Here is a 21,829-nt window from a genome sequence, read left to right as displayed (position 1 = left end):
GCAATCAAGAATAGAGCTATGTTAAGAACTGTAAACCTTCAGAAAAAATACACCACTGATGAAGTGGAAACTACGGCACTGGTCAACGTGAACCTGCACGTGCGCAAAGGTGAGTTTGTGGCCATCATGGGACCCTCGGGCTGTGGTAAATCTACTTTGCTCAACATCATCGGTTTGCTGGACAACCCCAGCAGTGGCGAGTTCTACTTTCTGGAGCAGGAAATCTCCAAGTGCAATGAGCGCCAGCGGGCCAACCTACGCAAGAAGCACATTGGGTTTGTGTTCCAGAGCTTCAATTTGATTGATGAGCTGACGGTCTATGAAAACGTGGAACTGCCTTTGATTTACTTAAAGATTGGCAACGCCGAGCGCAAGCAGCGCGTGGAGCAGGCCCTGGAGCAGATGCAGATTGCCCACCGCAGAAACCACTTCCCGCAGCAACTATCAGGTGGTCAGCAACAGCGGGTAGCCATTGCCCGCGCCGTGATTTCTAAACCAGAACTGTTACTGGCGGATGAGCCGACGGGGAATCTGGACTCGGCGCACGGGCAGGAAGTGATGCAGCTTTTGAGCGGTTTGAATGAGCAGGGCACTACCATTGTGATGGTGACCCACTCCCCTTCAGACGCTGACTTTGCGCACCGCATTGTGAACCTGTTTGACGGACAGATTATCTCTGAGAATGTGAAAGAACTGGCTATTCTCTAAACCCTACCAGACATGTTAAAGAACTACTTTTTAGTGGCGGTGCGCACGTTGCACCGGCACCTCGGGTATACTATGCTCAATGTGATTGGGCTGGCACTAGGTATTACCTGCAGTCTGCTTATCTTTTTGGTAGTGCGTTATGAGCTGAGTTTCAATGCCCACCACAGCAAGGCAGAACGCATCTACCGCATCAACGTGGACAAGATGGCCCAGACTGGCCCTACCCATTCGTCGGGGACGCCCTATCCCATGTTGGCCACCTTCAAAACCACGTTACCTGAGCTAAAGCCTGCCACCCATGTGTACAACGAGGAAGGCGGTACGTTTGCCATCACCCCGAAAGACGGCAAAGGCGCCGTTAAAAAATTTAGGGAAGACAAGCAGATCCTGTTTGTAGAGCCAGCGTTCTTTGACCTGTTTGACATTGAGACGGCTGGGGTCAACGGCAAAGAGGCCATCAAGGACCTGCACACGATACTGCTTACTAAAACCTCTGCAGAAAAATTCTTCCCGGGGCAGAACGCGGTAGGCCAAGTCATTCGCATGAACAACCTCATTAATTTGAAGGTGACCGGCGTCATCCCAGACGCACCGGCCACCACAGACTTGCCTTATTCCATGTTGATTGACTATGAGTCATCCAAGAAAATCAACGCCTTCATGAATGACTCCTGGAACAGCACCAACAGCAACCAGCAGGTGTTTTTCGCGATGCCAGAGGGCGCCTCCATTAAACAAGCCGAAGACCGGTTAAATGAGGTGGTTGCCAAATACAGGCCGCGCCAGCCGGGTGAAAACGAACGCTATACTTTCCAGCCGTTGACAACCGTCCATTTTGATGAACGCTATGGCAATTTCACAGGGAGGACCGTAAGCAAAACCACGCTCTGGAGCCTTAGCCTCATTGGCTTGTTCCTTATTCTGGTGGCCTCTATCAACTTTGTGAACCTGGCAACGGCGCAGGCGTTGCGCCGGGCCAAAGAAGTGGGCATGCGCAAGGTGCTGGGCGCTAGCAGAACCCAATTGATGACGCAGTTTCTGGGAGAGACAGCCCTTATCACCTTATTGGCTGTCTTTCTCTCCATTGTGCTGGCTGAGCTCTTGATCCCCTTCTTAAATGAGCTCCTGGAAATCCAGATAGAGCTCCACATGGGCAACAGCCCAGATGTGCTTGGGTTCCTGCTATTGGTGTTGCTGGCCGTTACGTTTTTTGCAGGCTTCTACCCTGCCTTGGTCTTGTCTGGCTTCCAGCCTATCTCGGCGCTAAAGAGCAAAGTGGCCACGGCGCGCACGGCAGGTCTCTCCTTGCGCCAGGTGTTGGTGGTGTTGCAGTTCACCATCTGCCAGGTATTGATTATCTGCACAATCATTGTGCACAACCAGATGGAGTATTTCAGGTCTGCCTCTCTTGGCTTTGACAAGGAAGCCATTGTGACCATGCTGGTGCCTTCTGGCAAAGCCAAGGATTTGATGGCGCTGCGTCCGCAGCTAGAGGCGCACCCGGCTATTAAATCCACTTCTTTCGCCCTGGCCCCGCCTTCGTCTAACATTGACATGAACATGTCCCTGCGCTATGATGACTTCTCCATCAACCGCAATTTTGACGTGAACATGAAGCTAGCAGATGAGCACTACCTCAAGACGTTTAATATTCCCTTGATAGCGGGCCGCATGTATGAGAAGAATGACACCATGCAGGAGTTTGTGGTCAATGAAACGTTCCTGAAAAGAGTGGGCGAAACCAATCCGCAGAACGCCATAGGCAAGAAGCTACAGATTAACGGCGGCCAGACCGAAGGACCTATTGTGGGCGTCATCAAAGACTTTCACGTGACCTCGCTGCGCGAAGAGCTTTCTCCGGTGGCCATGAGCACATTCAGTCAGTTTTACTTTTATGTGAACGCTAAAATTGAGGCTAAAAACAGCAAGGCCGCACTGGCGCATTTGCAGAAAGTCTGGTCCACCGCCTACCCAGATGACGTGTTTGATTATGAGTTTCTGGATGATACCATCGCGCAGTTTTATGAGGAGGAGGCGCGCCAGTCCTACCTGTTCAAAATCTTCTCCGTCATTGCCATCTTGATTGGTTGCTTGGGCTTGTATGGGCTGGTGTCTTTCATGGTGACGCAGCGCACCAAGGAAGTGGGCGTGCGCAAAGTGCTGGGTGCTTCCTCGGCTAGCATTGTGGGTCTGTTCTCTAAAGACTTTACCAAGTTGGTGTTGGTGGCCTTTGTGATTGCCGCGCCGCTATCTTACTACTTCATGGAGAAGTGGTTGCAGGACTTTACCTACCGCATAGACATCAGTTACTGGGTGTTTTTAGCCGCCGGCGCACTGACGCTGTTGATTGCCTTGGCCACGGTGAGTGTACAAGCCTTGCGCGCGGCGTTAGCCAACCCGGTACGCGCCTTGAAAACCGAATAACCAAGCCTACATTCGCATGATTTAAAATTCCCTTTCATATCCTCTGGAAGGGAATTTTGCGTTCTAGGCCATATCGTGGTTTAAACAAATTGTAAACATTGGGCGCAAGCCCCATTATTCTCCTCAAACTTCTTACTTTTACAGAACCTCTGTACATTCCGTTTTCGGGCTGTTTTCTGAAAAAGAGGCTAAAAACGACATTGCTTCACTAGCACTTATATTCATCTCTATGAACAAAGAAACTTCTAGCTTTCTAAAAGGCAAGAAAAAACAACTACTGGAAGCCTGGATGGGCAATCAAATAAAAGACGCTGCCTTAAGAGATGATCTTATGAGTGTGTCTGAGTTACAGCAGCAGTCAGATGAATTGTTGACTTCGCTCCTGAAAGCTTTTACAAGCTCGCAGTCAGACAACATTGAGTCTGCCAGCTATGAAAACACGCAGGACCTCATCAATGAGATTTCTATCTCCAGGGCTCGTCAAGGTTTCTCACCGCGTGAGACCAGCGCCTATATCTTGAGTCTGAAAGAGGTGTTGAGCAATGCCTTGGTAGAGCAGTTCGCCTCTGATCCGTCTTCGCTGTACCAGGAGATTATCTCTGTGAACAAAATCATGGACAGCCTGAGCATAGTGGCCATGGAAACCTACATCAAGGGCCGCGAAGAGGTGATCATGCGCCAAACCAATGAAATGAGCGAAATCTCTACGCCGGTTATCCGCGTGTGGGAAGGCATTTTAGCCTTGCCTATCATTGGTACCCTAGACAGCGCCCGCACGCAAGTAGTGATGGAAGCCCTTCTAGAGGAGATTGTAGCCACGGGTAGCCGCATTGCCATCCTTGATATTTCTGGCGTACCCACGGTAGATTCACTGGTGGCACAGCACTTGATCAAGACCGTGAGCGCCGCTCGTTTAATGGGTGCCGAGTGTATCATCAGTGGTATTAGAGCAGAGATTGCCCAGACCATTGTGCACCTAGGTATTGACCTGACCAACATCTACACCAAAGCTTCTCTGGCCAGTGCCTTGAAAATGTCCTTCTCTATGTTGAACATTCAAGTGATGCGCGGTGCACAAGGTAGCCAAGTGGGCGGCAACAAGGGTTTCGGGTTTTAACAGCACGCGTTTATGGAAAGAATTCCTATTCTAAAAATGGGGGCCTTTCTGCTGGTCACCATTCAAGTGGACTTGTATGACCGGCTGGCCCTTACCCTGGAGAACGACCTCATCAACATGGTGAGCAAAACCGAAGCCAAAGGGGTACTGATTGATATTTCTGCCGTAAGTATAGTAGACTCCTTTATGGGCCGCATACTGGGCAACATTGCGTCTATGTCTAAGATTATGGACGCGGCTACGGTGGTGGTGGGCATGCAACCGGCGGTAGCCATTACGCTGGTAGAACTGGGGCTTACCCTTTCTGGTGTACACACTGCTTTGGACGTAGAGCAGGGCATGGAACTATTAAGCACTAAAATAGGCCACCACGATGCAGATGAAGAGGGCCTCTATGATAGTTTTATCTAAGGAGAAGCTTCCCATCCAGAAAGAACAGGATGTGATTCTGTTCAGGAACCGCATCAAAGAAATAGCCACCAAGATAGGCATGAGTCTGGTCAACCAGACCAAGCTCATGACGGCCGCCAGTGAGCTGGTACGCAACATGCTTAGGTACGGCGGCGGCGGCATCACCCATCTAGAAGTGGTGAGCCGCAATAGCATACCTGGCGTGCGCCTGTCGTTCATTGACGAGGGGCCCGGCATACAAGACATAACCTTAGCCATGAAAGATGGTTATTCAACTGGAAAGAGTTTAGGCTTGGGCTTACCGGGCGCCAAACGGCTTGTGAATGAATTTGACATCAAAAGCGAGCCTGGCAAAGGAACCACAGTCACCATAATCCGGTGGAAAAATGGACTTTAATTTTGACGCACACCAACATTTTCTGTTAGCAGACAGGAGCTTCCTCAACATTGTCAGGAGAGACATTGGCAAGGTAGCGGAGACTATTGGCTTTACGGAGGCTGAGATTGGCCGGGTAAACCTAGTGGTCACTGAAATGGCTACTAATTTACTTAAGCACGCCGGCGCAAAAGGCGGCGAGCTGTTGGTAAAACCCATCTGCGAAGAGAATGGAAAATCCTGCGGCATTGAGGTGCTATGCCTGGACAATGGCCCAGGCATGGCAGACCTGCAACGCATGATGGAAGACGGCGTGTCTACCTACGGCAGCATGGGCCAAGGGCTGGGCGCCATTAAACGACAGTCAGATTTCTTTGACATCTACTCTAAGCGTGAGTTGGGCGTTGTTGTCTTATCCCGCATTTACCGCAAAGGCAAAGCACCCAAATCTGCCGCCAGAGCCGAACATAAATTTCAGGTAGGGGCCGTGATGGTGCCCAAGCCCGGGGAGAAAGTGAGCGGAGACGGCTGGAGCATGCGGCTCTCCCAAGACGGTGCTTATTTGTTGATCTTAGATGGCCTGGGCCATGGGGAGAACGCCCATGAGGCGTCCAACCAAGGCATCAAGGCGTTTTTACAGCAACCCAAAGAATCTCCTTCTACCATGCTGCGGGAGATTCATGCCACCATTAAAAAGACCCGCGGCGCAGTGGGCGCCATCGCTAATTGGAACTCAGAGTCAGGCCAGTTGTTATTCTGCGGAGTGGGCAACATAAGCGGGCGTCTGTTCCAACCGGGCGCTACCAAAAACCTGCTTTCTTACAACGGCACGCTGGGCATGGCAGTCCCTACCACCATCCATGACCACCAGCATAACTGGAGCGGCCAAACCATGTTAGTGTTACACTCAGACGGCCTTAAAACACGTTGGGATTTCACTAAATATCCAGAACTCACGCGCCATGATCCAACACTGATAGCGGCCGTGCTGTATAAAGACAATACCCGCACCTTAGATGACTCGTTGGTGATAGTAGTACGCGCCACGGTATAACCTTAGCAATGAATCAACCCATCATTTCCATTAAACTGCAGAACGAACTGGACGTGGTACTAGCGTACAACCGCGCCATGCAGCTGTCACAGTTCACCGGCTTGCCCGTGGCGGGACAGACCAAGTTTGCCACGGCGGTCTCAGAGATTTGCCGCAACGTGATGGAACATGTGGGCGAAGGCCTCATCCGGTTCAGTGTTTTAGAGAGCAGAGGAATCCTGTTCCTGGAAGCCTACATTACAGACCGGGGCCGGGGCATTCCCAACCTCACTGAGATTCTGGACCGCCGGTTCACCCCTACTGGCAGCAAAGGGCAAGGCATTTACAGTTCGCGTAAACTGGTAGATATATTTCAGGTAGAGAGTGATTTTGAGCGGGGCACGCGGGTGCGTTTGCAGAAGCAGATTCCGGCCAACCACCCACCCATCAATCCGGCCATTCTCAAGGGATGGTCAGACTATTTCAACCTGGAGCCCGAGATCTCTCCCTACGCCGAGATTAAACGCCAGAACATGCAGCTCATTGAGCTTATGGAGCAGCTGCGCGTACGCACTATTGAGGCAGAGTACCAGTTGCAGCAAATCAGGCACCTAAACGAAGAACTGCAGACCTCCAACCAAGAGATCAATGCGCTCTTACTGGAACGTGACCACAAAAACTTGCAGCTACAGCGCGTCAACAAAACTCTGGATGAGTTTGCCCATACCATCACGCATGACTTAAAGGCCCCGCTGCAGAACCTCATCGGGCTCACAGAGGCCATGTCAGATTTCTTGACCGATGACTCTAAAGAAGAGGCAGAGGCCATCTTGCCCATGGTGCAACTGCAGATTACCCGCATGGACCACCTCATTAGAGACGTGCTGGAGTATTCGCTAACGGGCATGCAACAGATACCCCTCAAGCAGATTGATGTACAGGAACTGCTGGACAGCGTGCTTTCTGGTCTGGCCATACCAACAGCCTTTACGGTAGAGGTGGCCAAGGATTTGCCCATATTGGAAGCCGAGGAAATTTACCTGCGCCAGATCTTCAGCAACTTGGTGAGCAATGCCATCAAATACCATGACAAGGAAGTGGGGCATCTGAGCATTTCAGCGAAAGAACAGGCCGGCCGTTGGGAGTTTGTGGTGGCAGATGATGGGCCCGGCATCCTACCTGAGGACCAGGAGAAGATCTTCAATATGTTTGAGACTACCAGTGACGTCAACCACCCGGGCAGCACGGGCATTGGCCTGGCCATTGTCAAGAAGATTGTACAGGAGAAAAACGGCGCCGTTTGGGTAGAGTCTCATGGCAGAGGCACGGCCATGCACTTTACGTGGCCCCTGAACAAGGAGGCCTAAGGACTCAACACACCCTTATAAAAGCAGAAAACCGAGGATCATCTCCCCGGCTTTCTGCTTTTATAAGTCCACTTGTTTTTAGCGGTTGTAGTATTGAGACATGATGTCTTTGATGTCATTCTCTGTAAGCGCTTTAGAGAAATGCTTCTTCACGTGCTCATAGTTCTTAAGGCGCTCCAGGTCATAGAAACTAGCCGAAGACGTCAGCATCAAGATAATCATGCCTTTGCGGCGCTCTTGCTTGTGGTATTCATCTAGGAACTTAAAACCGTCCATTACGGGCATTTTAAGGTCCAAGAAGATCATGTCTGGGTATGGGTTCTGAGAACCTTCCTCTTCTGCCTCGCGCAGGTACTCTAAGGCTTCCACGCCATTCTTCTTAACCAGAATCTCTTTGGCAACCCCCAGCTTGAGCAGTAATCGCTTATTCACAAAGTTGGTTGTATCATCATCGTCTACCAACATGACCAAATCCAACGGCTCGTATTGACTATTCATAGCAAAGATTTATTACTTGGGGAAAGTGATAGCCCACGTATAATAGTGCAAATATAAGAAACTTATATGGGCTTTCTAAGGGCTCCTACTTCTGTGGCAGAAGATGGGTAAACGCTCTTCTATTGCCCAAGGTTTGATACCAAAGGAAAACCCACCCTACCACCTGCCAAACCATCCAGCGGCGCTGTTTTTGGCCTGTTTCCCAGAAATCAGGCCGAAAACGATTCTCTATTATCTTTAATACTCTTAACCACAGGGTAGCCATCCAATCCTCAGAATATAGCTACTTCAACATAGAACAGGCCATTTGCGTATGTACACAGAAGGAACGGCTTGGCAGCCATATTGCCTTGGGCCGTTCCTTCTTCCAATTTAACCGGTAAACCGCCATGGCTATAAATTTACAGCAGATAAGTGCCCGCCTTAATTTTTATATGCGCATTAAGGAATTGGATGTCTACCAGTTGAGCGTGCTCACGCAGACGCCCCCGGCCATGGTGGGGTGCATTGTGCAGGGAGAGGAATATTGCATGGATGACCTGCTGGCTTTTCTTAAGCAACTGCCAGACGTCAACTCCCGCTGGGTGATCTACGGCGAGGGCAACGTCTTTAAAGGCGAGGGAGAGGCACACCCAGAAGCCCACCTCAAGAAAGACCGGGCCGCTTACTTGACAGAGATGCAGAACCTATTGCACCAATTGGAAGAAATTGAGAAACACCAACAGGAGCAGACGCATTTAGACCAGCTCCGGAACCGCATCAGGGAGCTTACCAAACACATCTAGTTTTACCTTATTTCCTGAAAATCAGGCCAAAAACGACAGGGATTATTCTTGTACAGGCGTAGAAGTACGCAAACGGCTCTTGCCATGATCTGTAAGGTCCTGGTAAAGCTGGAAACCAAAAAGGCCCAATGCCAGTACAATAAAACCAAGCATGGCATACTGTCTGGGCGTTTTAACGGTACGTTGCTCTCCTGGAAGCTTCTTTTCTGAGAGCAGTACCGCCATCCACAAACTGCCCCATGCGGCGGCGGCCATGTAGTCATGGGTGAAGGCGTATTGTCCGGTTACTACCAGTAAAAGGACCAGCGCAAGGATCCGTCCAAATTTAGTATTCATTTGAGTTTTGAAAGGCGCGTTTTGCCGGTTTTGTACTGCTTTGTAGAACACCGGACAGGCGTGAGTGTGCAAGTAAGGAAAAAATAGGATGCTGCGTAGGGGTAGCACTATGGAATTTCCGTCTAACTAATACGGAGGACCTTTTTATGAAACACCGAAAGCTTAAATTACCGATGGAGTTGCAATACTGCAACCGGAATAAGTGGGGTTTTGTGGCAGGAGACAATCCGCCGTTGGTGTTGCAGCAGACGTTGCCACCCGTGGCCCCGCTGGCAGAGATCTATAATTTCTGCGGATACACGTTCTCTGAGAACTAAAAATGAAGTCCCAGAAGCTACACGCTGTTTTGCGCTGCTTCTGGGACTTTTACTTTCCCATCTATTTCAAGTCACAGGCGCATTTCCTTCTCAAGAATGCGTGGCAGACAGAGGCACTGCCTTATTTTTAGCGCACAAAAAAGCCTCTTCTATCCTTAAGACAGAAGAGGCTTTTATACTAAGTATGGCTTTTATTTGGATGCCTGCATGTTCACGGCGGTACCGGCATCTCCCTTCTGCACTTTCAGGCTCAGGTATTTTTGCTGGTTGCTTCCTCTAGAGATTACCGTGTATTCACCCTTCTTGTAAATGGTCTGCTTCACGTCTGAGGCCAACAGCTTTTCTTGGCGCGTGAGCTTAAGGGCGGCCGCTTTAATGCTCTTCTGGATGTTGGCAATTAGGCCCGGGCGGAAGACGCTGTATTCAATAGCTTGCTGTCCGGCTGGGTCTACCTCTAGGTAGACAATGGCCGCCAATCCTTCGCCTTTGTCTGCGGCGTTAAAGCAATAGCGTTTTACATCACCGCTTCCGCAGTTGCCGTCATAGATCCAGCCTTTTTTCTCTAAGGTGCCTTTTACTTCTTCTAAAGGCTTAGACTGCAAGTTAACAAGGTCTGTCACGGTAAGCGTCTGTGCTTGGGCTGCCTGTCCCACCACTAACGTCAAGAGCAAAGTTGCTAAGCCCTTCATCACATCTTTGTACAAAGTTTTCATATAACTCTCTTTAAATAAGGTTCACAGACGTTTTATACGGGCAAAACGCAAGGAAGATAATAGTCTGGTGAGTCAGCATAAGGCGGTTTTATGAGCTTTAGGGGCACGCTTTCTTGCCAACAGAACATTACTCTTTGCTCTAGAAACGCCCTGTTAAACGACAGAAGACTATATACACTTTCTACTACGTTTAAATAATGCAATTTCATTCTTTTATTATTACCGTAACTATGGGTGGTGGTTCTTAGTATAAATACCATGTAAGACATCTTGGAAATATGATGCCTTATGAGCTTATGATGGAGAGATTAAGAAGAATACGCTTAGAATTATTTAATTTAAAGACAAAGGCTAGAAAAATCTTCTCAAGATGTTACGAAGATTTGACTATGCTCATCTATTACCATGACATTAAGAAGAAGTTTCAATTATTGATAGTAGCCAGCAACAACCTTTTACTGGCAGATAGAGAGATTTCTAGAGAAGAAGCGTTTAGAATCATGAATACAAGAACCAACTAGAAGCGGCTGTGTACCCTATCATAGGGATGTATATATATCCGGTGCAAACCACACTTACCCCCGAAAGGACTGGCCCCAAGCCAGTCCTTCTTTTTTGCACGCCTGTTTCTAGCCGCCTAATAGAACTTATGACTTAGCAAGAAATCTGCTTCTTGAATATATTAAAACTTAAATTTTCAATCTTATTAAAAGACAAGGCCCTATCTTCGTTTCAAAGAAACTCTCACTATGAAACAGGCTCTATGGCTGATTCTATTTGTCTCTATAAGCATTTATAGTCCGGCTCAATCACTTCGGCATAAACTGCAGGTAGGTGGTACCATTCACTTCAACAGTTCTAACTCCTCTTCAAATACGGTAGGCATTTTCGCACAGGAGGTAACTAGTTCCAAGTTTCAGGCGCAGCCTAGCCTTGGCTTCTTCTTAAGCGACCGCGTAGTGGTGGGACTGCAAGGAAATTACCAACAGGACACTCACTTAGAGGAAAGACAGTCCAATAGCTCGTATAGCTCTCAAGACCCTTCTATGCAAATAGATGAAATAGAGTTGAAGGCTACCAGTTGGAGCGTGGGCCCGTTTATGAGGTATTACCTGCCTTTGAAAGAAAACATCTTCTTGTTTGCGCACGCCGGCTCTGGAATAGGAAATAGGAACCAGGAGTCCTTCAGGACTTTTTCAATGGTCACGCAAGGAAAAAAAGAGGGTTTGGGGAATTCTTATTCAACCAATGATCGTCCTCTGGTATTTGCCAACCTCAAGCCGGGCATCATCTTCTTCCCAATCTCCAAACTAGGTCTGGAGGTGAGTCTAGGCGAAATAGGATATTACAACTACGGGGAAGGCCTTGCAGATAAACTCACGGCTAGTTTAGGATTCTCAAGCCTGCAAGTGGGTGCTACCCTCTTGCTTGGGAAGTAATACTTACCTCTATTTTCTTACTTCTGATCTCTTCACTTGACAGGCACCTTTCTTACATGAAAAAAATACTCTCCCTTCTCATTTTCACGTTTCTTTTCTCACCGCTCTTCTGCTATAGCCAAGGCTTTAAAGGCTCTGTGTTGGTGGGGGGCATGGTAAACTACACCTCCCAGCCCGCAGAAAATCAGCAGGGATTAGATAAGCTAGAAAACAAATACTTTACCGTGCAACCAACAGTAGGATACTTTCTCCATGACAGATGGGCGGTAGGTCCATTGGTGAGCATAGTACAGACCAGCACAGATTATCCTTCTCCAGCGCCCCCTTCTAACTCTCCTCCACAGTTTTATGCAAGAAACTTAAAGTCTACTACCTGGGAACTAGGCGCTTTTACCAGATACTACTTTCCCATCACTCAAAACTTCTTCTTGTTTGGGCAACTGAATGCAGTCTATTCTACCACTAACATAGAAATGGAGGTGCCCGGCTTCTATTCCGCCGCCCAGCTTGACAATTCTTTCTATTCCTCCAGCGTGAGCCCTAACCTCACCTACCTGCCGCTACCATGGCTGGGCCTGGAAATGAGCTTGGGTGAGATGAGGTACCAGCAGGCCAAAGATCATGAGGGCAAAAACTTCACTGTCAACCTGAACCCATCTGCCTTAAAAATTGGCATCTCCTTTTACTTAGCTAGAAATCAAGCCGCACCTGTAGAGTAGGAGTACGCCAGCCTGCCTCTCATCGCTCTTCAAAGTTGAACTACTGCAAATGAAAAGAATATTCCTGCTAGCGTTTTTAAGTTGCCTTTCATTAGTGGCCTTCACCCAGAACTTGGGCAACAAGTTTATTTCTGGCTCCCTCCACTACTCTTCTATAGAGACAGATATGTCTAACGGCTCGTCCCAAGCATTCTACCCCGAGACGACTACTTTTACTTTCTCACCCAAGGTGGGATTTTTTGTCAAGCCTCAATGGGCATTAGGCGTAGGGGTTTCTTATGGTTATAAAAATGAGTTTTCAAATCAGCTCTATTATTATAATAGTAACTCACCCACCACTACTGAAAAGATAACCCATTCCTTTTCTTTAGCGCCGTTCACGCGGTATTATCTTCCAATGGGTACTAAGGTAGCCTTCTTTGGGCAAGCCACTGCCAGTTATACTACGGGTTCCATAAAGTATAGAACAACTGACGCTTCTCCAGCAGAGACAGATTTGAATGGGCTGCATGTGTATGTGACGCCGGGGCTGGTCTTCTTTCCTAGCTCTAAAGTGGGGATCGAGTGCACCTTTGGGGAGATTGGTTACCAGAACACTAAGTCTGAATCTGTCCATGCGCCAAAGTCAACCTACACCACCAAAGGCTTCACCTCAAAGTTAGGGCTGGAGGGCCTTAGCCTTGGAGTCTCTCTGTACATTGGCCGTGCCTCCACTGAAGAGTAGCTATCCTGATAAGAAGCCTGGTGATACGCGCCGGCTTCTTTTTCTGCCTTATCTAGAAGACGCATCACTTTTACCTTGCTTCGCGTACGCCTGCCTATGACGTACATGAAGCGGCCCTTGTCCAGAGTCATCTGGCTTCTCCTGTTCTTGGCATTTTCCTGCACCACCATAGACACAGACAGACAAACCCATACGCTAGCGCCTGCCAATGCCCAGACACCGCTGGTGACTTTGGCCTTGGGTTCCTGCAACTCCACTGAAAGAGACCAACCACTCTGGACAGAGATTCTCAAGAACAACCCCCAGCTCTGGATTTGGCTAGGCGACAACATCTACGGCGACACAGAGGACATGCGCGTCCTCAAGGCTAAATACAACCAACAGAAGCAGCACCCAGATTACCAGAATCTTTACCAGCAGATACCCGTCATAGGCGTTTGGGATGACCATGATTACGGCCGAAACAACGCAGGCAAGGAATATCCATTCAAAGTCCAGAGCGCCCGCCTTTTCTGGGACTTTCTAGATGAGCCCGCCAAAAGCCCCAACAGGAAGCACAAAGGTGTGTACAGCTCCCATACCTATGGCCCCGTCGGCAAGCAGGTCAAAGTACTGTTGCTGGACGGACGCTACAACCGGGACTCACTCATGGGCCAAGAACCCAAGTACGGCGAAAACAAGAAAGGCGACCTGCTAGGCGAAGCCCAATGGCGCTGGCTGGAACGGGAGCTCCGCAACAGCAAGGCGCAGTTTCATTTAATTGGCACCGGACTACAGATTATCCCCAATGACCACGGTTATGAGCGCTGGGGAAACTTCCCTAAGGCCCGCACCAGACTTTTCAACCTAATCGCCAAGACCAAAGCTGCCAATGTCATTTTGCTTTCCGGGGACAGGCACTTTGCAGAGATTTCCAGAATGACCTGGCCAGGCGTGCCTTACCCTATCTTTGAGTTCACCTCCAGCGGCCTTACCCATAGCTGGATGAGTGGCTTCGTCCATGAGGAGAATCAGTACCGGGTAGGCCAGATGCACGACAAACTTAATTTTGGAGTACTGCGGTTTCACTGGGACCAGACTCCTTATCAAGTGGATTTTGAGATACGGGGCAAAAACAACCGATTGCACCAAAAAACGCAAGTGAGATACGCTCGTTCTACCACATTAAATAAGAAGAAACCACCGCTCAAGAAAAAATAACGGAACAAGCATTACGCTTTAAATAATCTATGTGCCTATTGTTAGCATATCCTAAACACAATTACAACTAAACATTTTTATATACAAGGAATGCTTTTACCTTTGACTCCAAGTTTAACTGGGTAAAGTTCCAATGTCGCTTACTTCCTTTATTAGTTTCACCCTTCTTGGATTAAGTAGCCTGTTGGCTTCGCATGAGGCCGACGAAGTAAAAAAAGCCAAAGAAACAGTAAAGAGACCGCTTACTACCATTGCCTTTGGGTCTTGCAACAAAGAAGAACTTCCGCAACCACTCTGGGCCGACATTCTGGACAACAAGCCACAGGTATGGATCTGGCTAGGCGGCAACGTGAGCGAACCCTCAGGAGACAGTGAGCCGCTGCACGCCAAGTACGCTAGATTGTTAGCAGAACCCGGGTATAACGCACTGTGTGAAGCCGCCTCTATCATTGGCACCTGGAACTACAACTTAGACGGCCCCAACTCCTCCTCGCAAGAAGATACCAAACGCTTGTTTCTGGACTTTGTAGGCGAACCAACAGAAAGTCTGCGCCGGCAGCAAGACCTAGTCTACTCTGCCTATACCTACGGCCCTAAAAACAAGCAGGTAAAAATCATCTTACTAGATACCCGCGCGCAAGCAGAGCCTGTTACATCTAAAGGCCAAGCCAAAAAGAAATCCACAGAGGCAGATCTTCTAGGCGAAGCCCAATGGGAATGGCTGGAAAAAGAACTGAAGCAGAACTCGGCGCAACTGACCTTGATTGGGAACAGCACCCAGATCATCCCAGAAGAGCATTCGTTTACCAAATGGGCGAACCACCCGCAGGCACGGGAGCGGTTCTTGAAGCTATTGGCCAGAACCAATTCTAAGGGCGTGGTGCTATTGTCAGGCGAGAGACGTATGGCAGAAATCTCACAACTGGCCGTGAAGGGCTGGAACCAGCCGCTCTATGAAGTGACCAGCAGCGGCCTTACCCTTTCCCACAAAAACAAACCGGTGACAGAGGTCAACAAACACCGCGTAGGTACGGCCGTGGCGAAGCGCAACTTCGGGCTGATCCAGATTGACTGGGCCAACCGTCAAGCCAGATTACAGGTACAAGGCGACCGCAACGAAACCCTCCTAAGCCAGAACATCTCCTTCTAAGCTTTTCCGTTTTTGGCCTGATTCCTAGAAAACAGCCTAAAAACAACAAGAGCGACCTATTAGGGATCGCTCTTGTCAATATGCCTGGGAGTGTTTTGCCTATTCTAACCCAATCTGTATCACCGCCGAATCTTTGGTAGGATAGCGCTCCACAAAGTAGTTCTTCAGCTTGATTTTATTATCCTCGGCATAGTCAAACAGGGATTCGTAGATTTTCTTGGGGGCGATCATCTGGCTGGCGTCCAAGGTTCCTTGCAAGATCGGCTGACCCGCTTTGACCTCGCGTATTTTGTAGCCTGCTGGCAACGTCACCGTGGTATCTGCAATGGCCACGCCAATAAACGCGCGCAGCACCTGGCTCTGCTTTTCTGGGTTGTTGTAATAGATGCCGGCCGGTTCCCCTACTAATTTCTTCTGCTCCACCAATTTCCCCACTTCCTGGAACAGCACGCCCAACTCCTCGGCATCAGCTTTTCCTTCATATAGTTTTCCGGCAATGAAGACCTGTCTAGACGTGGTTTTAGTAATTTCTACCTGCTTGAACCCGCCCACATACGCATACACGGCCACCATGACGGCCACTACTATGAGCATGTAAATCACGAAACGCTTGTTCATTTTTCTATGGAGTGATTGAGAGATTGAATAATTGAGGGAATAGGCTAATGTGCTATCTGTAAAAGTGCTTCATTTTTACTCTGATTTCCGGAAAACAGGCTAAAAACGCTTTACCCTTACACGAAGTTCTTGTACTGCATCTCATGCAACTGCGCGTAGTAGCCGCCAGATTGTAGAAGCTGTTCATGGGTGCCGCTTTCCTTGATTTCGCCGTGGTCCAGGACAATGATTTTATCTGCCTTTTGGATGGTAGACAGGCGGTGCGCGATCACAATAGACGTGCGGCCCTGCATCAATTGTGCAATGGCAAACTGAATCAATTCCTCGGTCTCTGAGTCTACGCTGGAAGTGGCTTCGTCCAGAATAATGATTTTAGGGTCATACACCATGGCGCGCACAAAGGAGATTAACTGCCGCTGACCCACAGAAAGCGTAGCCCCGCGCTCCATCACGTTGTACTGCAAACCGCCCGGCAGGCGCTCAATGAACTTGTCAGCACCCACTAAACGGGCAGCCTCCCAAATCTGGCTTTCAGTGATGTTCTTGTTGCCCAGCGTAATGTTCTCTTGGATGGTGCCCGAGAACAGGAACACATCCTGCAAGACCACGCCAATATGCCGGCGCAGCACATCCAGGTCATACTCTTTGATGTCATGGCCGTCTACCTTAATCACGCCTTTGTTGATTTCATAGAAGCGGCTGAGCAGGTTGATAATAGAAGTCTTACCGGCACCCGTAGCACCCACCAAGGCCACGGTCTGGCCCGGCTGTACCTGGAACGAGATGCCGCGCAACACCCAGTCCTCATCGTTGTAGGCAAACCATACCTGTTCAAACTCCACGCCGCCTTTGATGGTCTCTGGCCGGTATTCGCCTGTGTCTGAAATCAGCTCTTTGCTTTCCAGCAGTTTCATGATACGCTCAGAGCTCACCACACCCAGTTGCAGGGTGTTGAACCTATCGGCAATCTGCCGGATGGGCCTGAAGAACATGGCAATGTACATGATAAAGGCGATGAGCGTGCCAAGCGTGACATGGTCCTGCACCACGCCCTTCGCGCCGTACCAAACCAAAAGGCCTGTACCGGCCGCACCAATCACCTCGGCCACCGGGAAGTACACCGAATAGTACAGCACTGACTTGACGTTGGCTCTAGTATGCTCTTTGTTAATGGCCTCAAACTTCTTCATCTCGCGGGCCTCGTTGTTGAAAATCTGCACCACCATCATGCCCGTGATGTGCTCCTGCACGAAGGCGTTCAGCTTAGCCACCGCGCCGCGCACCTCCTGGAAAGACGCCTTCACCTTCTCCTTAAATACATAGGTACTCAGAATCAAGAGCGGGAACATGGAAAGGCTCACCAAGGTCAGTTCCCAGTCCAGCCAGAACATGTACGCCAGGATGAAGACCAGCTGTAACACGTCGCCAATCATGGCGGCCAAGCCTTCAGAGAAGACGTCTGAGAGGGTTTCTACGTCGCTGACATTACGGGTGACTAGCGTGCCTATGGGCGTGCGGTCATAGAACTTAAGTCTTAGTTTGAGGATGTGCTCATAGAGTTTCACCCGGATGTCACGCACCACGTACTGCCCCAGCCAACCCGCAAAATAGGTGTGCAGGTAGGACACCAGCGTGTGCAGAATCAAGAGGACCACCAGCCAGATGAACATGCGGTTCACGCCTTGCCAGTTGTACTGCAGAATCTGCTTGTCCACCATCTCCTGAATGAGGAACGGGCGCACCGTGGCCAGCACGGCAGAGGCCACCGTCAGGAAAATCACGAAATAAAATACCTTGTTGTAGGGCTTCACAAACCGGAAAATCTTCCTGAGCACCTCCCAGTCAAAGGCACTTCCTGTCTTACTGCCGCCTATTTCACTCATGTGGTCTTGTGCTAAAGTTGATGGGCTCCTGAGAACGTGGTACGGAAAACAAACCCTTGCAGGTACCTGATAGTTTTCCGCCGCTTCCGTTTTTGGCCTGATTCCCGGAAAACAAGACGAAAACGCTAGTATCTGAGCCTCGGGCAAAAGTACTCAATAAAGCGCACTTCGTGCGCAGTCCTGAGTCGCGAGTCTTGAGTTATGAGTCTGGAATACGTTTTTGGGCTACTTTCTGGGAATCAGGCCAAAAACGGTTATTCCTCTTGATTGGGCAAAGCTTCAAGTGCTTGTAACCGTTCCGCTTCCTGGTCAAACAAAGCCTGTTGTTGGTCAAAATAGCCTTCAGGGTAGTCTACGCGGTGCAGGAAAAGACCTTCTGAGGGAGCAGCCCCGCTGGACAGGCTTCTATCCTGTTTTTCAATGATTTCCCTGAACCGATTAACGCTCAATTTCCCTTTGCCCACATCCAGCAAGGTGCCTACAATCAGGCGCACCATGCCGCGCAAAAACCGGTTGGCTTGAATGGTGAAGACCAGTTTGTTTTCCTGCTCTTGCCAGAAGGCCCGAGTGATGGTACAGCGGTAATGCTTGGTGTCTCCTTTTACTTTAGAGAAGGCGGTGAAGTCCTCCAGTTCCAGCAAAGCCTGCGCAGCCAGGTTCATCAGCTCCACGTCAGGCTTGCGCGACAAGAAATAGGCATGCCGCACCAGAAACGGGTTTTTCTCCAGCGTGATGTGGTACTCATACGTTCTGGAGATGGCGTCAAAGCGGGTGTGCGCCTCGGGCCCTACTTGCTTGGCCTGTCGCACCGCAATGTCTGGCGGAAGAAGGCGGTTGAGCTTGTAGACGATTTCTTCTGGCGTGAGCACCAGCGGCAAATCCACGTGCACCCACTGCTGGCCCGCATGCACACCGGTGTCGGTACGGCCACTGCCAATGCTTTCTACCTGCGGCACCCTAAAGACCTTAGAAATGGCATCATCCAATACCTCCTGCACCGTAAGGGCATTGGGTTGCGTCTGCCAGCCATGGAACCGCGTGCCATCATAGGCCACATCTAAGAAATACCGCATGCCGCAAAGATAACTGAAATAGTCCTGAGTCTTGCCTCGCGAGTCCTGAGTCATAATAGATTCCCGCCCGCAGGGCGATGAAGGCATTGCAACCGCACCAACAGCCATCCGCCAGCCCTTGACCGAGGGAAAAGGGACCGTTCGATTTAGGTCCTTTTTCACGAGGGAGAAAGCAGTGGCCTCTCCAGTAGCAACGGTGTAAGACCGCCATGAAACAGATAGCTTTAGCCAAGTGCACATTAATGAACCACCGCCTGTTTGAGCGTTCAGCGAGTTCGGTGGTTCTTGATTCTTTTGGTTACTTTTCTCATCAAGGAGAAAAGTGACAAACCTGAATAGAAAGTAAGATAAGAGAAATTGGGAAAGACGGGATTGGGAGGCAGAGGCTTTAAGGGCAGTCATGGTTGTTGGTGAGAACACCAACAACGGCGGGACTCAGATAAAGAAGTCATCCCCCTACCCCCTTCAAAGGGGGACGAAGAAGCTCCTTTCTTCAGACCAGCGTTTTTGGCTTACTTTTAGGAAAACAAGCTAAAATCGACATCACGGGCACAAAAAAACGGCCTCCCTGTGGGAAGCCGCCTTTTCACCTTAACCTAATCAAAAACCATTATTCACTATCTGTTGAAAGAAATCAAAGACATGTTGCCTCTAGATGCTTCCCAGTTCTGCTGACGATTGTCGCGGTCCTGCTCATAGCGGGCCTGCAAAGCGTCTCTTTCTCTTTCATAATTCGCTTTCATACGCGCCTTCTCTTGCTCATAATCTGTTCTAGACAAGCTGTTATCATCAGCCCGGTAGCGGTCACGCAACTCATGCTGACGGCGGTTGTATTCGTCCTTCAGGCGGTCCTTGTCTCTGTTATATTGCGTCTTGGCACGGGCCATCTCTTGTTGGTAAGAAGCCTCATCGCCGCGCTTGCTTTTCTTAACGTCTTTTTTGGCGGCCTTCTCAAACGCTTTGCGGTTTTGCTCAGCGGCTTTCTGCTGTTGCTTGTCTTTCTTAGCATCGGTCACGCCAGCAGCCATCGCCATATTCCCGAAGGACAAAACACTAATCATTGCGAGTAAAAAATACCGTTTCATATCCGTGATTTTTAAGTTCTGACTGGTAGAATGCAACGTCCGTGCCAGAATCGTTTTGTTTTTAGGCCAATTCTCAGAAAATAGGGCAAAAACAACATTAACTCACTAAAAATCAGATACAAAAAAATTAACCTTGCCTCAAAAAGCAGAAGCAAGGTTAATTTATAATCTCTAATCATTTTCTAAAATAAGCGACTACACTACTTACAGTATCTTAGAGCAGAATATTTATATGTTAATATTCATCCTCCAATTCTGTGATGATAAGATCAGGAGATTGAATAGAATACCTAAACTTAATTGAGTCTCCCTCTAATATGTGCTTAGGGTTGTCATCCCAGCCGCCTGAGAATTCATAGGATTTATTGCCAATACGATATTTCACATCTACACTGTGTCCCTTATAATACTTTATATCCTTTATAAGGCCTTTTGAATAAGTATAGTCTGAATTGACTGTATCTATTCTTTTTTTAATCTCGGTTTCAGAGTAGTGCACTAATAAATAAAAGGCTCCCGCAAGAAAAGCAAAAATGACTATGTTAGTCACTATCATTTGTCCTTTCTTAGTCATCACCAATTATCTGCTTTGTCATATTTAAAGCCTATTCGCATTTTTCATAAAGCACCGCCAGGCCTTGGCCAACGCCAATGCACATGGTAGCCAAGCCGTATTTAGCATCTGGACGACGCTTCATTTCATGCAGAAGCGTAGCCGTGACGCGGGTGCCACTGGCGCCCAGCGGGTGCCCGATGGCAATGGAACCGCCGTTCACGTTCACTTTTGCCGGGTCCAGGCCCAGCTCCTGCGAGCAGGCGAGTGCTTGCGACGCGAAGGCCTCATTCAACTCCACCAAGTCCAGGTCTTTCACCTCCAGCCCGGCGCGCTCCAAAACTTTGCGGGTAGCCGGCACCGGCCCGATGCCCATGTGCGCAGGGTCCACCCCGGCCACCGCGGCGGCCACGATTCTGGCCATGGGCTTGAGGTTGTGCTTGCGCATGTAGTCACCGCTCACAATCAAGGCCGCGGCAGCACCGTCATTGATGCCCGAGGCGTTTCCGGCAGTCACCGAGCCGCCTTCTTTGACAAAGGCTGGCTTAAGTTCGGCAAGTTTTTCCAGCGGGGAAAGGCGCGGGTGCTCATCGGTGTCAAACACCAGAGCCTCGCCTTTCTTCTGCGGAATGGTCACGGGCACAATCTCGTCCTTGAACTTGCCGGCCTTGGCGGCTTCCTGGTAACGGGTCTGCGACTGCACAGCAAAGGTATCCTGGTCTTCGCGGGAGATGTTCCACTGCTTGGCCACGTTCTCGGCGGTCTCGCCCATGGAGTACGGGTGGTACAGCTTGGACAAGGCCGGATTCACGAAGCGCCAGCCAATGGTGGTGTCATGAATCTCAGAGGTACGGCTCCAGGCCGAGTCTGCCTTGGCCATCACGAACGGGGCGCGGGTCATGCTCTCCACGCCGCCGGCAATGTAAACCTCGCCCTCGCCGGCTTTAATAGCCCGACTGGCGTCAGCAATGGACTGCAAGCCTGAGGCGCACAGTCTATTCACGGTCACGCCGCCCACCTCTTGCGGCAAGCCCGCCAACAGCCCCGACATGCGGGCCACGTTGCGGTTGTCCTCCCCGGCTTGGTTGGCCGCGCCAAAAATAACATCCTCAATATCCTTAGGCGACACCTCTGGATTGCGGGCCATCAGTTCTTTGATAACCATTGCGCCCAGGTCGTCTGGCCGAACGGTACTCAACGAACCGCCAAATTTGCCTACCGGCGTCCGGATGATGTCTATGATATAAGCGTCTTGAGCCATGATTGACAAGTTTTATGTAGCTTTGTGTTACTGACTGCA

The 21,829-nt window shown here is 49.6% G+C and carries 24 protein-coding genes; 15 read left to right on the top strand and 9 right to left on the bottom strand.

The genetic code is table 11. From position 1 onward, the window contains the following. Positions 1 to 18: 18 nt before the first annotated feature. The 7 genes from TH61_RS06980 (at position 19) to TH61_RS06950 (ending at position 7,436) form a co-directional block, all read left to right on the top strand. Positions 19 to 708 (top strand): ABC transporter ATP-binding protein, encoded by a 690-nt coding sequence (locus tag TH61_RS06980; RefSeq protein WP_066507721.1) that lies wholly within the window; start codon positions 19 to 21, stop codon positions 706 to 708. Positions 709 to 720: 12 nt separating this feature from the next. Then, the gene (locus TH61_RS06975) at positions 721 to 3,132 is read left to right on the top strand and encodes an FtsX-like permease family protein (RefSeq protein ID WP_066507720.1); all 2,412 of its coding nucleotides are present in this window, start codon (positions 721 to 723) and stop codon (positions 3,130 to 3,132) included. A 229-nt stretch (positions 3,133 to 3,361) separates the two neighbouring features. Beyond that, positions 3,362 to 4,249: an STAS domain-containing protein gene (locus tag TH61_RS06970; protein ID WP_066507714.1), complete on the top strand. Its 888-nt coding sequence runs from the start codon at positions 3,362 to 3,364 to the stop codon at positions 4,247 to 4,249. A gap of 12 nt (positions 4,250 to 4,261) precedes the next feature. After that, positions 4,262 to 4,660 (top strand): STAS domain-containing protein, encoded by a 399-nt coding sequence (locus TH61_RS06965; RefSeq protein ID WP_066507711.1) that lies wholly within the window; start codon positions 4,262 to 4,264, stop codon positions 4,658 to 4,660. Next, positions 4,644 to 5,057, top strand: coding sequence for an anti-sigma regulatory factor (locus TH61_RS06960; RefSeq protein WP_066507708.1), 414 nt, complete (start codon positions 4,644 to 4,646; stop codon positions 5,055 to 5,057). The genes TH61_RS06965 and TH61_RS06960 overlap by 17 nt, the downstream gene beginning before the upstream one ends. After that, entirely contained in the window at positions 5,047 to 6,090 is a 1,044-nt protein-coding gene (locus tag TH61_RS06955) for an ATP-binding protein (RefSeq protein WP_066507705.1), read from the top strand. Before TH61_RS06960 ends, TH61_RS06955 begins: the two co-directional genes overlap by 11 nt. 8 nt (positions 6,091 to 6,098) lie before the next feature. Further along, positions 6,099 to 7,436 carry an ATP-binding protein gene (locus TH61_RS06950; RefSeq protein ID WP_066507701.1) on the top strand — a complete coding sequence of 446 codons (1,338 nt, stop codon included), beginning with the start codon at positions 6,099 to 6,101 and terminating at the stop codon, positions 7,434 to 7,436. Between the two features lie 78 nt (positions 7,437 to 7,514). On the opposite strand, the gene TH61_RS06945 is transcribed toward TH61_RS06950, so the two are convergent. Further along, the gene (locus tag TH61_RS06945; protein WP_066507698.1) at positions 7,515 to 7,934 is read right to left on the bottom strand and encodes a response regulator; all 420 of its coding nucleotides are present in this window, start codon (positions 7,932 to 7,934) and stop codon (positions 7,515 to 7,517) included. A 389-nt stretch (positions 7,935 to 8,323) separates the two neighbouring features. Here TH61_RS06945 and TH61_RS06940 point away from each other — a divergent pair, with 389 nt between their 5' ends. Beyond that, positions 8,324 to 8,719, top strand: coding sequence for a hypothetical protein (locus TH61_RS06940; protein WP_157600628.1), 396 nt, complete (start codon positions 8,324 to 8,326; stop codon positions 8,717 to 8,719). A 42-nt stretch (positions 8,720 to 8,761) separates the two neighbouring features. Here the strand turns inward: TH61_RS06940 and TH61_RS06935 are convergent, their stop codons facing one another. Next, the gene (locus TH61_RS06935; protein ID WP_157600625.1) at positions 8,762 to 9,055 is read right to left on the bottom strand and encodes a hypothetical protein; all 294 of its coding nucleotides are present in this window, start codon (positions 9,053 to 9,055) and stop codon (positions 8,762 to 8,764) included. Positions 9,056 to 9,201: 146 nt separating this feature from the next. Here TH61_RS06935 and TH61_RS18135 point away from each other — a divergent pair, with 146 nt between their 5' ends. Next, positions 9,202 to 9,372 carry a hypothetical protein gene (locus TH61_RS18135; RefSeq protein WP_157600623.1) on the top strand — a complete coding sequence of 57 codons (171 nt, stop codon included), beginning with the start codon at positions 9,202 to 9,204 and terminating at the stop codon, positions 9,370 to 9,372. 191 nt (positions 9,373 to 9,563) lie between these two features. On the opposite strand, the gene TH61_RS06930 is transcribed toward TH61_RS18135, so the two are convergent. After that, positions 9,564 to 10,085 carry a hypothetical protein gene (locus tag TH61_RS06930; protein WP_066507692.1) on the bottom strand — a complete coding sequence of 174 codons (522 nt, stop codon included), beginning with the start codon at positions 10,083 to 10,085 and terminating at the stop codon, positions 9,564 to 9,566. Between the two features lie 389 nt (positions 10,086 to 10,474). Here TH61_RS06930 and TH61_RS18420 point away from each other — a divergent pair, with 389 nt between their 5' ends. From TH61_RS18420 to TH61_RS06905, 6 genes are all read left to right on the top strand, one after another. Beyond that, complete coding sequence (locus TH61_RS18420; protein ID WP_255360009.1) at positions 10,475 to 10,606, top strand: hypothetical protein; 132 nt, start codon at positions 10,475 to 10,477, stop codon at positions 10,604 to 10,606. Between the two features lie 228 nt (positions 10,607 to 10,834). Further along, positions 10,835 to 11,524 (top strand): hypothetical protein, encoded by a 690-nt coding sequence (locus TH61_RS06925; RefSeq protein ID WP_066507690.1) that lies wholly within the window; start codon positions 10,835 to 10,837, stop codon positions 11,522 to 11,524. 56 nt (positions 11,525 to 11,580) lie between these two features. After that, a complete protein-coding gene (locus TH61_RS06920) occupies positions 11,581 to 12,243 on the top strand; it encodes a hypothetical protein (RefSeq protein WP_066507689.1) in 663 nt (220 codons plus the stop codon). 49 nt (positions 12,244 to 12,292) lie between these two features. Next, a complete protein-coding gene (locus tag TH61_RS06915) occupies positions 12,293 to 12,967 on the top strand; it encodes an outer membrane beta-barrel protein (RefSeq protein WP_071887804.1) in 675 nt (224 codons plus the stop codon). A gap of 96 nt (positions 12,968 to 13,063) precedes the next feature. Further along, on the top strand, positions 13,064 to 14,167 hold the full coding sequence (locus tag TH61_RS06910) for an alkaline phosphatase D family protein (protein WP_066507680.1): 1,104 nt from the start codon (positions 13,064 to 13,066) through the stop codon (positions 14,165 to 14,167). A 133-nt stretch (positions 14,168 to 14,300) separates the two neighbouring features. Beyond that, positions 14,301 to 15,317 carry an alkaline phosphatase D family protein gene (locus tag TH61_RS06905; protein WP_066507676.1) on the top strand — a complete coding sequence of 339 codons (1,017 nt, stop codon included), beginning with the start codon at positions 14,301 to 14,303 and terminating at the stop codon, positions 15,315 to 15,317. A 99-nt stretch (positions 15,318 to 15,416) separates the two neighbouring features. Here TH61_RS06905 and TH61_RS06900 read toward each other — a convergent pair whose 3' ends face one another. The 6 genes from TH61_RS06900 to TH61_RS06875 all read right to left on the bottom strand — a co-directional run bounded on the left by TH61_RS06900 (position 15,417) and on the right by TH61_RS06875 (position 21,790). Further along, positions 15,417 to 15,935, bottom strand: coding sequence for a GyrI-like domain-containing protein (locus TH61_RS06900; RefSeq protein WP_066507673.1), 519 nt, complete (start codon positions 15,933 to 15,935; stop codon positions 15,417 to 15,419). A 116-nt stretch (positions 15,936 to 16,051) separates the two neighbouring features. Then, positions 16,052 to 17,818 (bottom strand): ABC transporter ATP-binding protein, encoded by a 1,767-nt coding sequence (locus TH61_RS06895; protein WP_066507670.1) that lies wholly within the window; start codon positions 17,816 to 17,818, stop codon positions 16,052 to 16,054. A gap of 254 nt (positions 17,819 to 18,072) precedes the next feature. After that, positions 18,073 to 18,891 carry a tRNA pseudouridine(38-40) synthase TruA gene (gene truA / locus TH61_RS06890; RefSeq protein ID WP_066507667.1) on the bottom strand — a complete coding sequence of 273 codons (819 nt, stop codon included), beginning with the start codon at positions 18,889 to 18,891 and terminating at the stop codon, positions 18,073 to 18,075. Positions 18,892 to 19,508: 617 nt separating this feature from the next. Continuing rightward, complete coding sequence (locus tag TH61_RS06885; RefSeq protein ID WP_157600621.1) at positions 19,509 to 19,976, bottom strand: hypothetical protein; 468 nt, start codon at positions 19,974 to 19,976, stop codon at positions 19,509 to 19,511. Positions 19,977 to 20,211: 235 nt separating this feature from the next. Beyond that, positions 20,212 to 20,550, bottom strand: a complete 339-nt coding sequence (locus TH61_RS06880; protein WP_066507661.1) for a hypothetical protein — start codon at positions 20,548 to 20,550, stop codon at positions 20,212 to 20,214. A 31-nt stretch (positions 20,551 to 20,581) separates the two neighbouring features. Continuing rightward, on the bottom strand, positions 20,582 to 21,790 hold the full coding sequence (locus TH61_RS06875) for a 3-oxoadipyl-CoA thiolase (protein ID WP_066507659.1): 1,209 nt from the start codon (positions 21,788 to 21,790) through the stop codon (positions 20,582 to 20,584). Positions 21,791 to 21,829: the final 39 nt, after the last annotated feature.

It is taken from the genome of Rufibacter sp. DG15C (assembly GCF_001577755.1).
GTDB lineage: Bacteria > Bacteroidota > Bacteroidia > Cytophagales > Hymenobacteraceae > Nibribacter.
This window is presented reverse-complemented; position numbering and strand designations above follow the sequence as displayed.

Excerpts from the sequence above, each read along its gene's own strand:
- TH61_RS06940 (WP_157600628.1), top strand. The coding sequence starts at position 8,324 with ATGGCTATAAATTTACAGCAGATAAGTGCCCGCCTTAATTTTTATATG.
- TH61_RS06915 (WP_071887804.1), top strand. The coding sequence starts at position 12,293 with ATGAAAAGAATATTCCTGCTAGCGTTTTTAAGTTGCCTTTCATTAGTG.
- TH61_RS06930 (WP_066507692.1), bottom strand. The coding sequence starts at position 10,085 with ATGAAAACTTTGTACAAAGATGTGATGAAGGGCTTAGCAACTTTGCTC.
- TH61_RS06905 (WP_066507676.1), top strand. The coding sequence starts at position 14,301 with ATGTCGCTTACTTCCTTTATTAGTTTCACCCTTCTTGGATTAAGTAGC.
- TH61_RS06955 (WP_066507705.1), top strand. The coding sequence starts at position 5,047 with ATGGACTTTAATTTTGACGCACACCAACATTTTCTGTTAGCAGACAGG.
- TH61_RS06910 (WP_066507680.1), top strand. The coding sequence starts at position 13,064 with ATGACGTACATGAAGCGGCCCTTGTCCAGAGTCATCTGGCTTCTCCTG.
- TH61_RS06880 (WP_066507661.1), bottom strand. The coding sequence starts at position 20,550 with ATGACTAAGAAAGGACAAATGATAGTGACTAACATAGTCATTTTTGCT.
- TH61_RS06895 (WP_066507670.1), bottom strand. The coding sequence starts at position 17,818 with ATGAGTGAAATAGGCGGCAGTAAGACAGGAAGTGCCTTTGACTGGGAG.
- TH61_RS06965 (WP_066507711.1), top strand. The coding sequence starts at position 4,262 with ATGGAAAGAATTCCTATTCTAAAAATGGGGGCCTTTCTGCTGGTCACC.
- TH61_RS06975 (WP_066507720.1), top strand. The coding sequence starts at position 721 with ATGTTAAAGAACTACTTTTTAGTGGCGGTGCGCACGTTGCACCGGCAC.
- truA (WP_066507667.1), bottom strand. The coding sequence starts at position 18,891 with ATGCGGTATTTCTTAGATGTGGCCTATGATGGCACGCGGTTCCATGGC.
- TH61_RS06935 (WP_157600625.1), bottom strand. The coding sequence starts at position 9,055 with ATGAATACTAAATTTGGACGGATCCTTGCGCTGGTCCTTTTACTGGTA.
- TH61_RS06950 (WP_066507701.1), top strand. The coding sequence starts at position 6,099 with ATGAATCAACCCATCATTTCCATTAAACTGCAGAACGAACTGGACGTG.
- TH61_RS06875 (WP_066507659.1), bottom strand. The coding sequence starts at position 21,790 with ATGGCTCAAGACGCTTATATCATAGACATCATCCGGACGCCGGTAGGC.
- TH61_RS06945 (WP_066507698.1), bottom strand. The coding sequence starts at position 7,934 with ATGAATAGTCAATACGAGCCGTTGGATTTGGTCATGTTGGTAGACGAT.
- TH61_RS06885 (WP_157600621.1), bottom strand. The coding sequence starts at position 19,976 with ATGAAACGGTATTTTTTACTCGCAATGATTAGTGTTTTGTCCTTCGGG.
- TH61_RS06920 (WP_066507689.1), top strand. The coding sequence starts at position 11,581 with ATGAAAAAAATACTCTCCCTTCTCATTTTCACGTTTCTTTTCTCACCG.
- TH61_RS18135 (WP_157600623.1), top strand. The coding sequence starts at position 9,202 with ATGAAACACCGAAAGCTTAAATTACCGATGGAGTTGCAATACTGCAAC.
- TH61_RS06900 (WP_066507673.1), bottom strand. The coding sequence starts at position 15,935 with ATGAACAAGCGTTTCGTGATTTACATGCTCATAGTAGTGGCCGTCATG.
- TH61_RS06970 (WP_066507714.1), top strand. The coding sequence starts at position 3,362 with ATGAACAAAGAAACTTCTAGCTTTCTAAAAGGCAAGAAAAAACAACTA.
- TH61_RS06960 (WP_066507708.1), top strand. The coding sequence starts at position 4,644 with ATGATAGTTTTATCTAAGGAGAAGCTTCCCATCCAGAAAGAACAGGAT.
- TH61_RS06980 (WP_066507721.1), top strand. The coding sequence starts at position 19 with ATGTTAAGAACTGTAAACCTTCAGAAAAAATACACCACTGATGAAGTG.
- TH61_RS06925 (WP_066507690.1), top strand. The coding sequence starts at position 10,835 with ATGAAACAGGCTCTATGGCTGATTCTATTTGTCTCTATAAGCATTTAT.
- TH61_RS18420 (WP_255360009.1), top strand. The coding sequence starts at position 10,475 with ATGCTCATCTATTACCATGACATTAAGAAGAAGTTTCAATTATTGATA.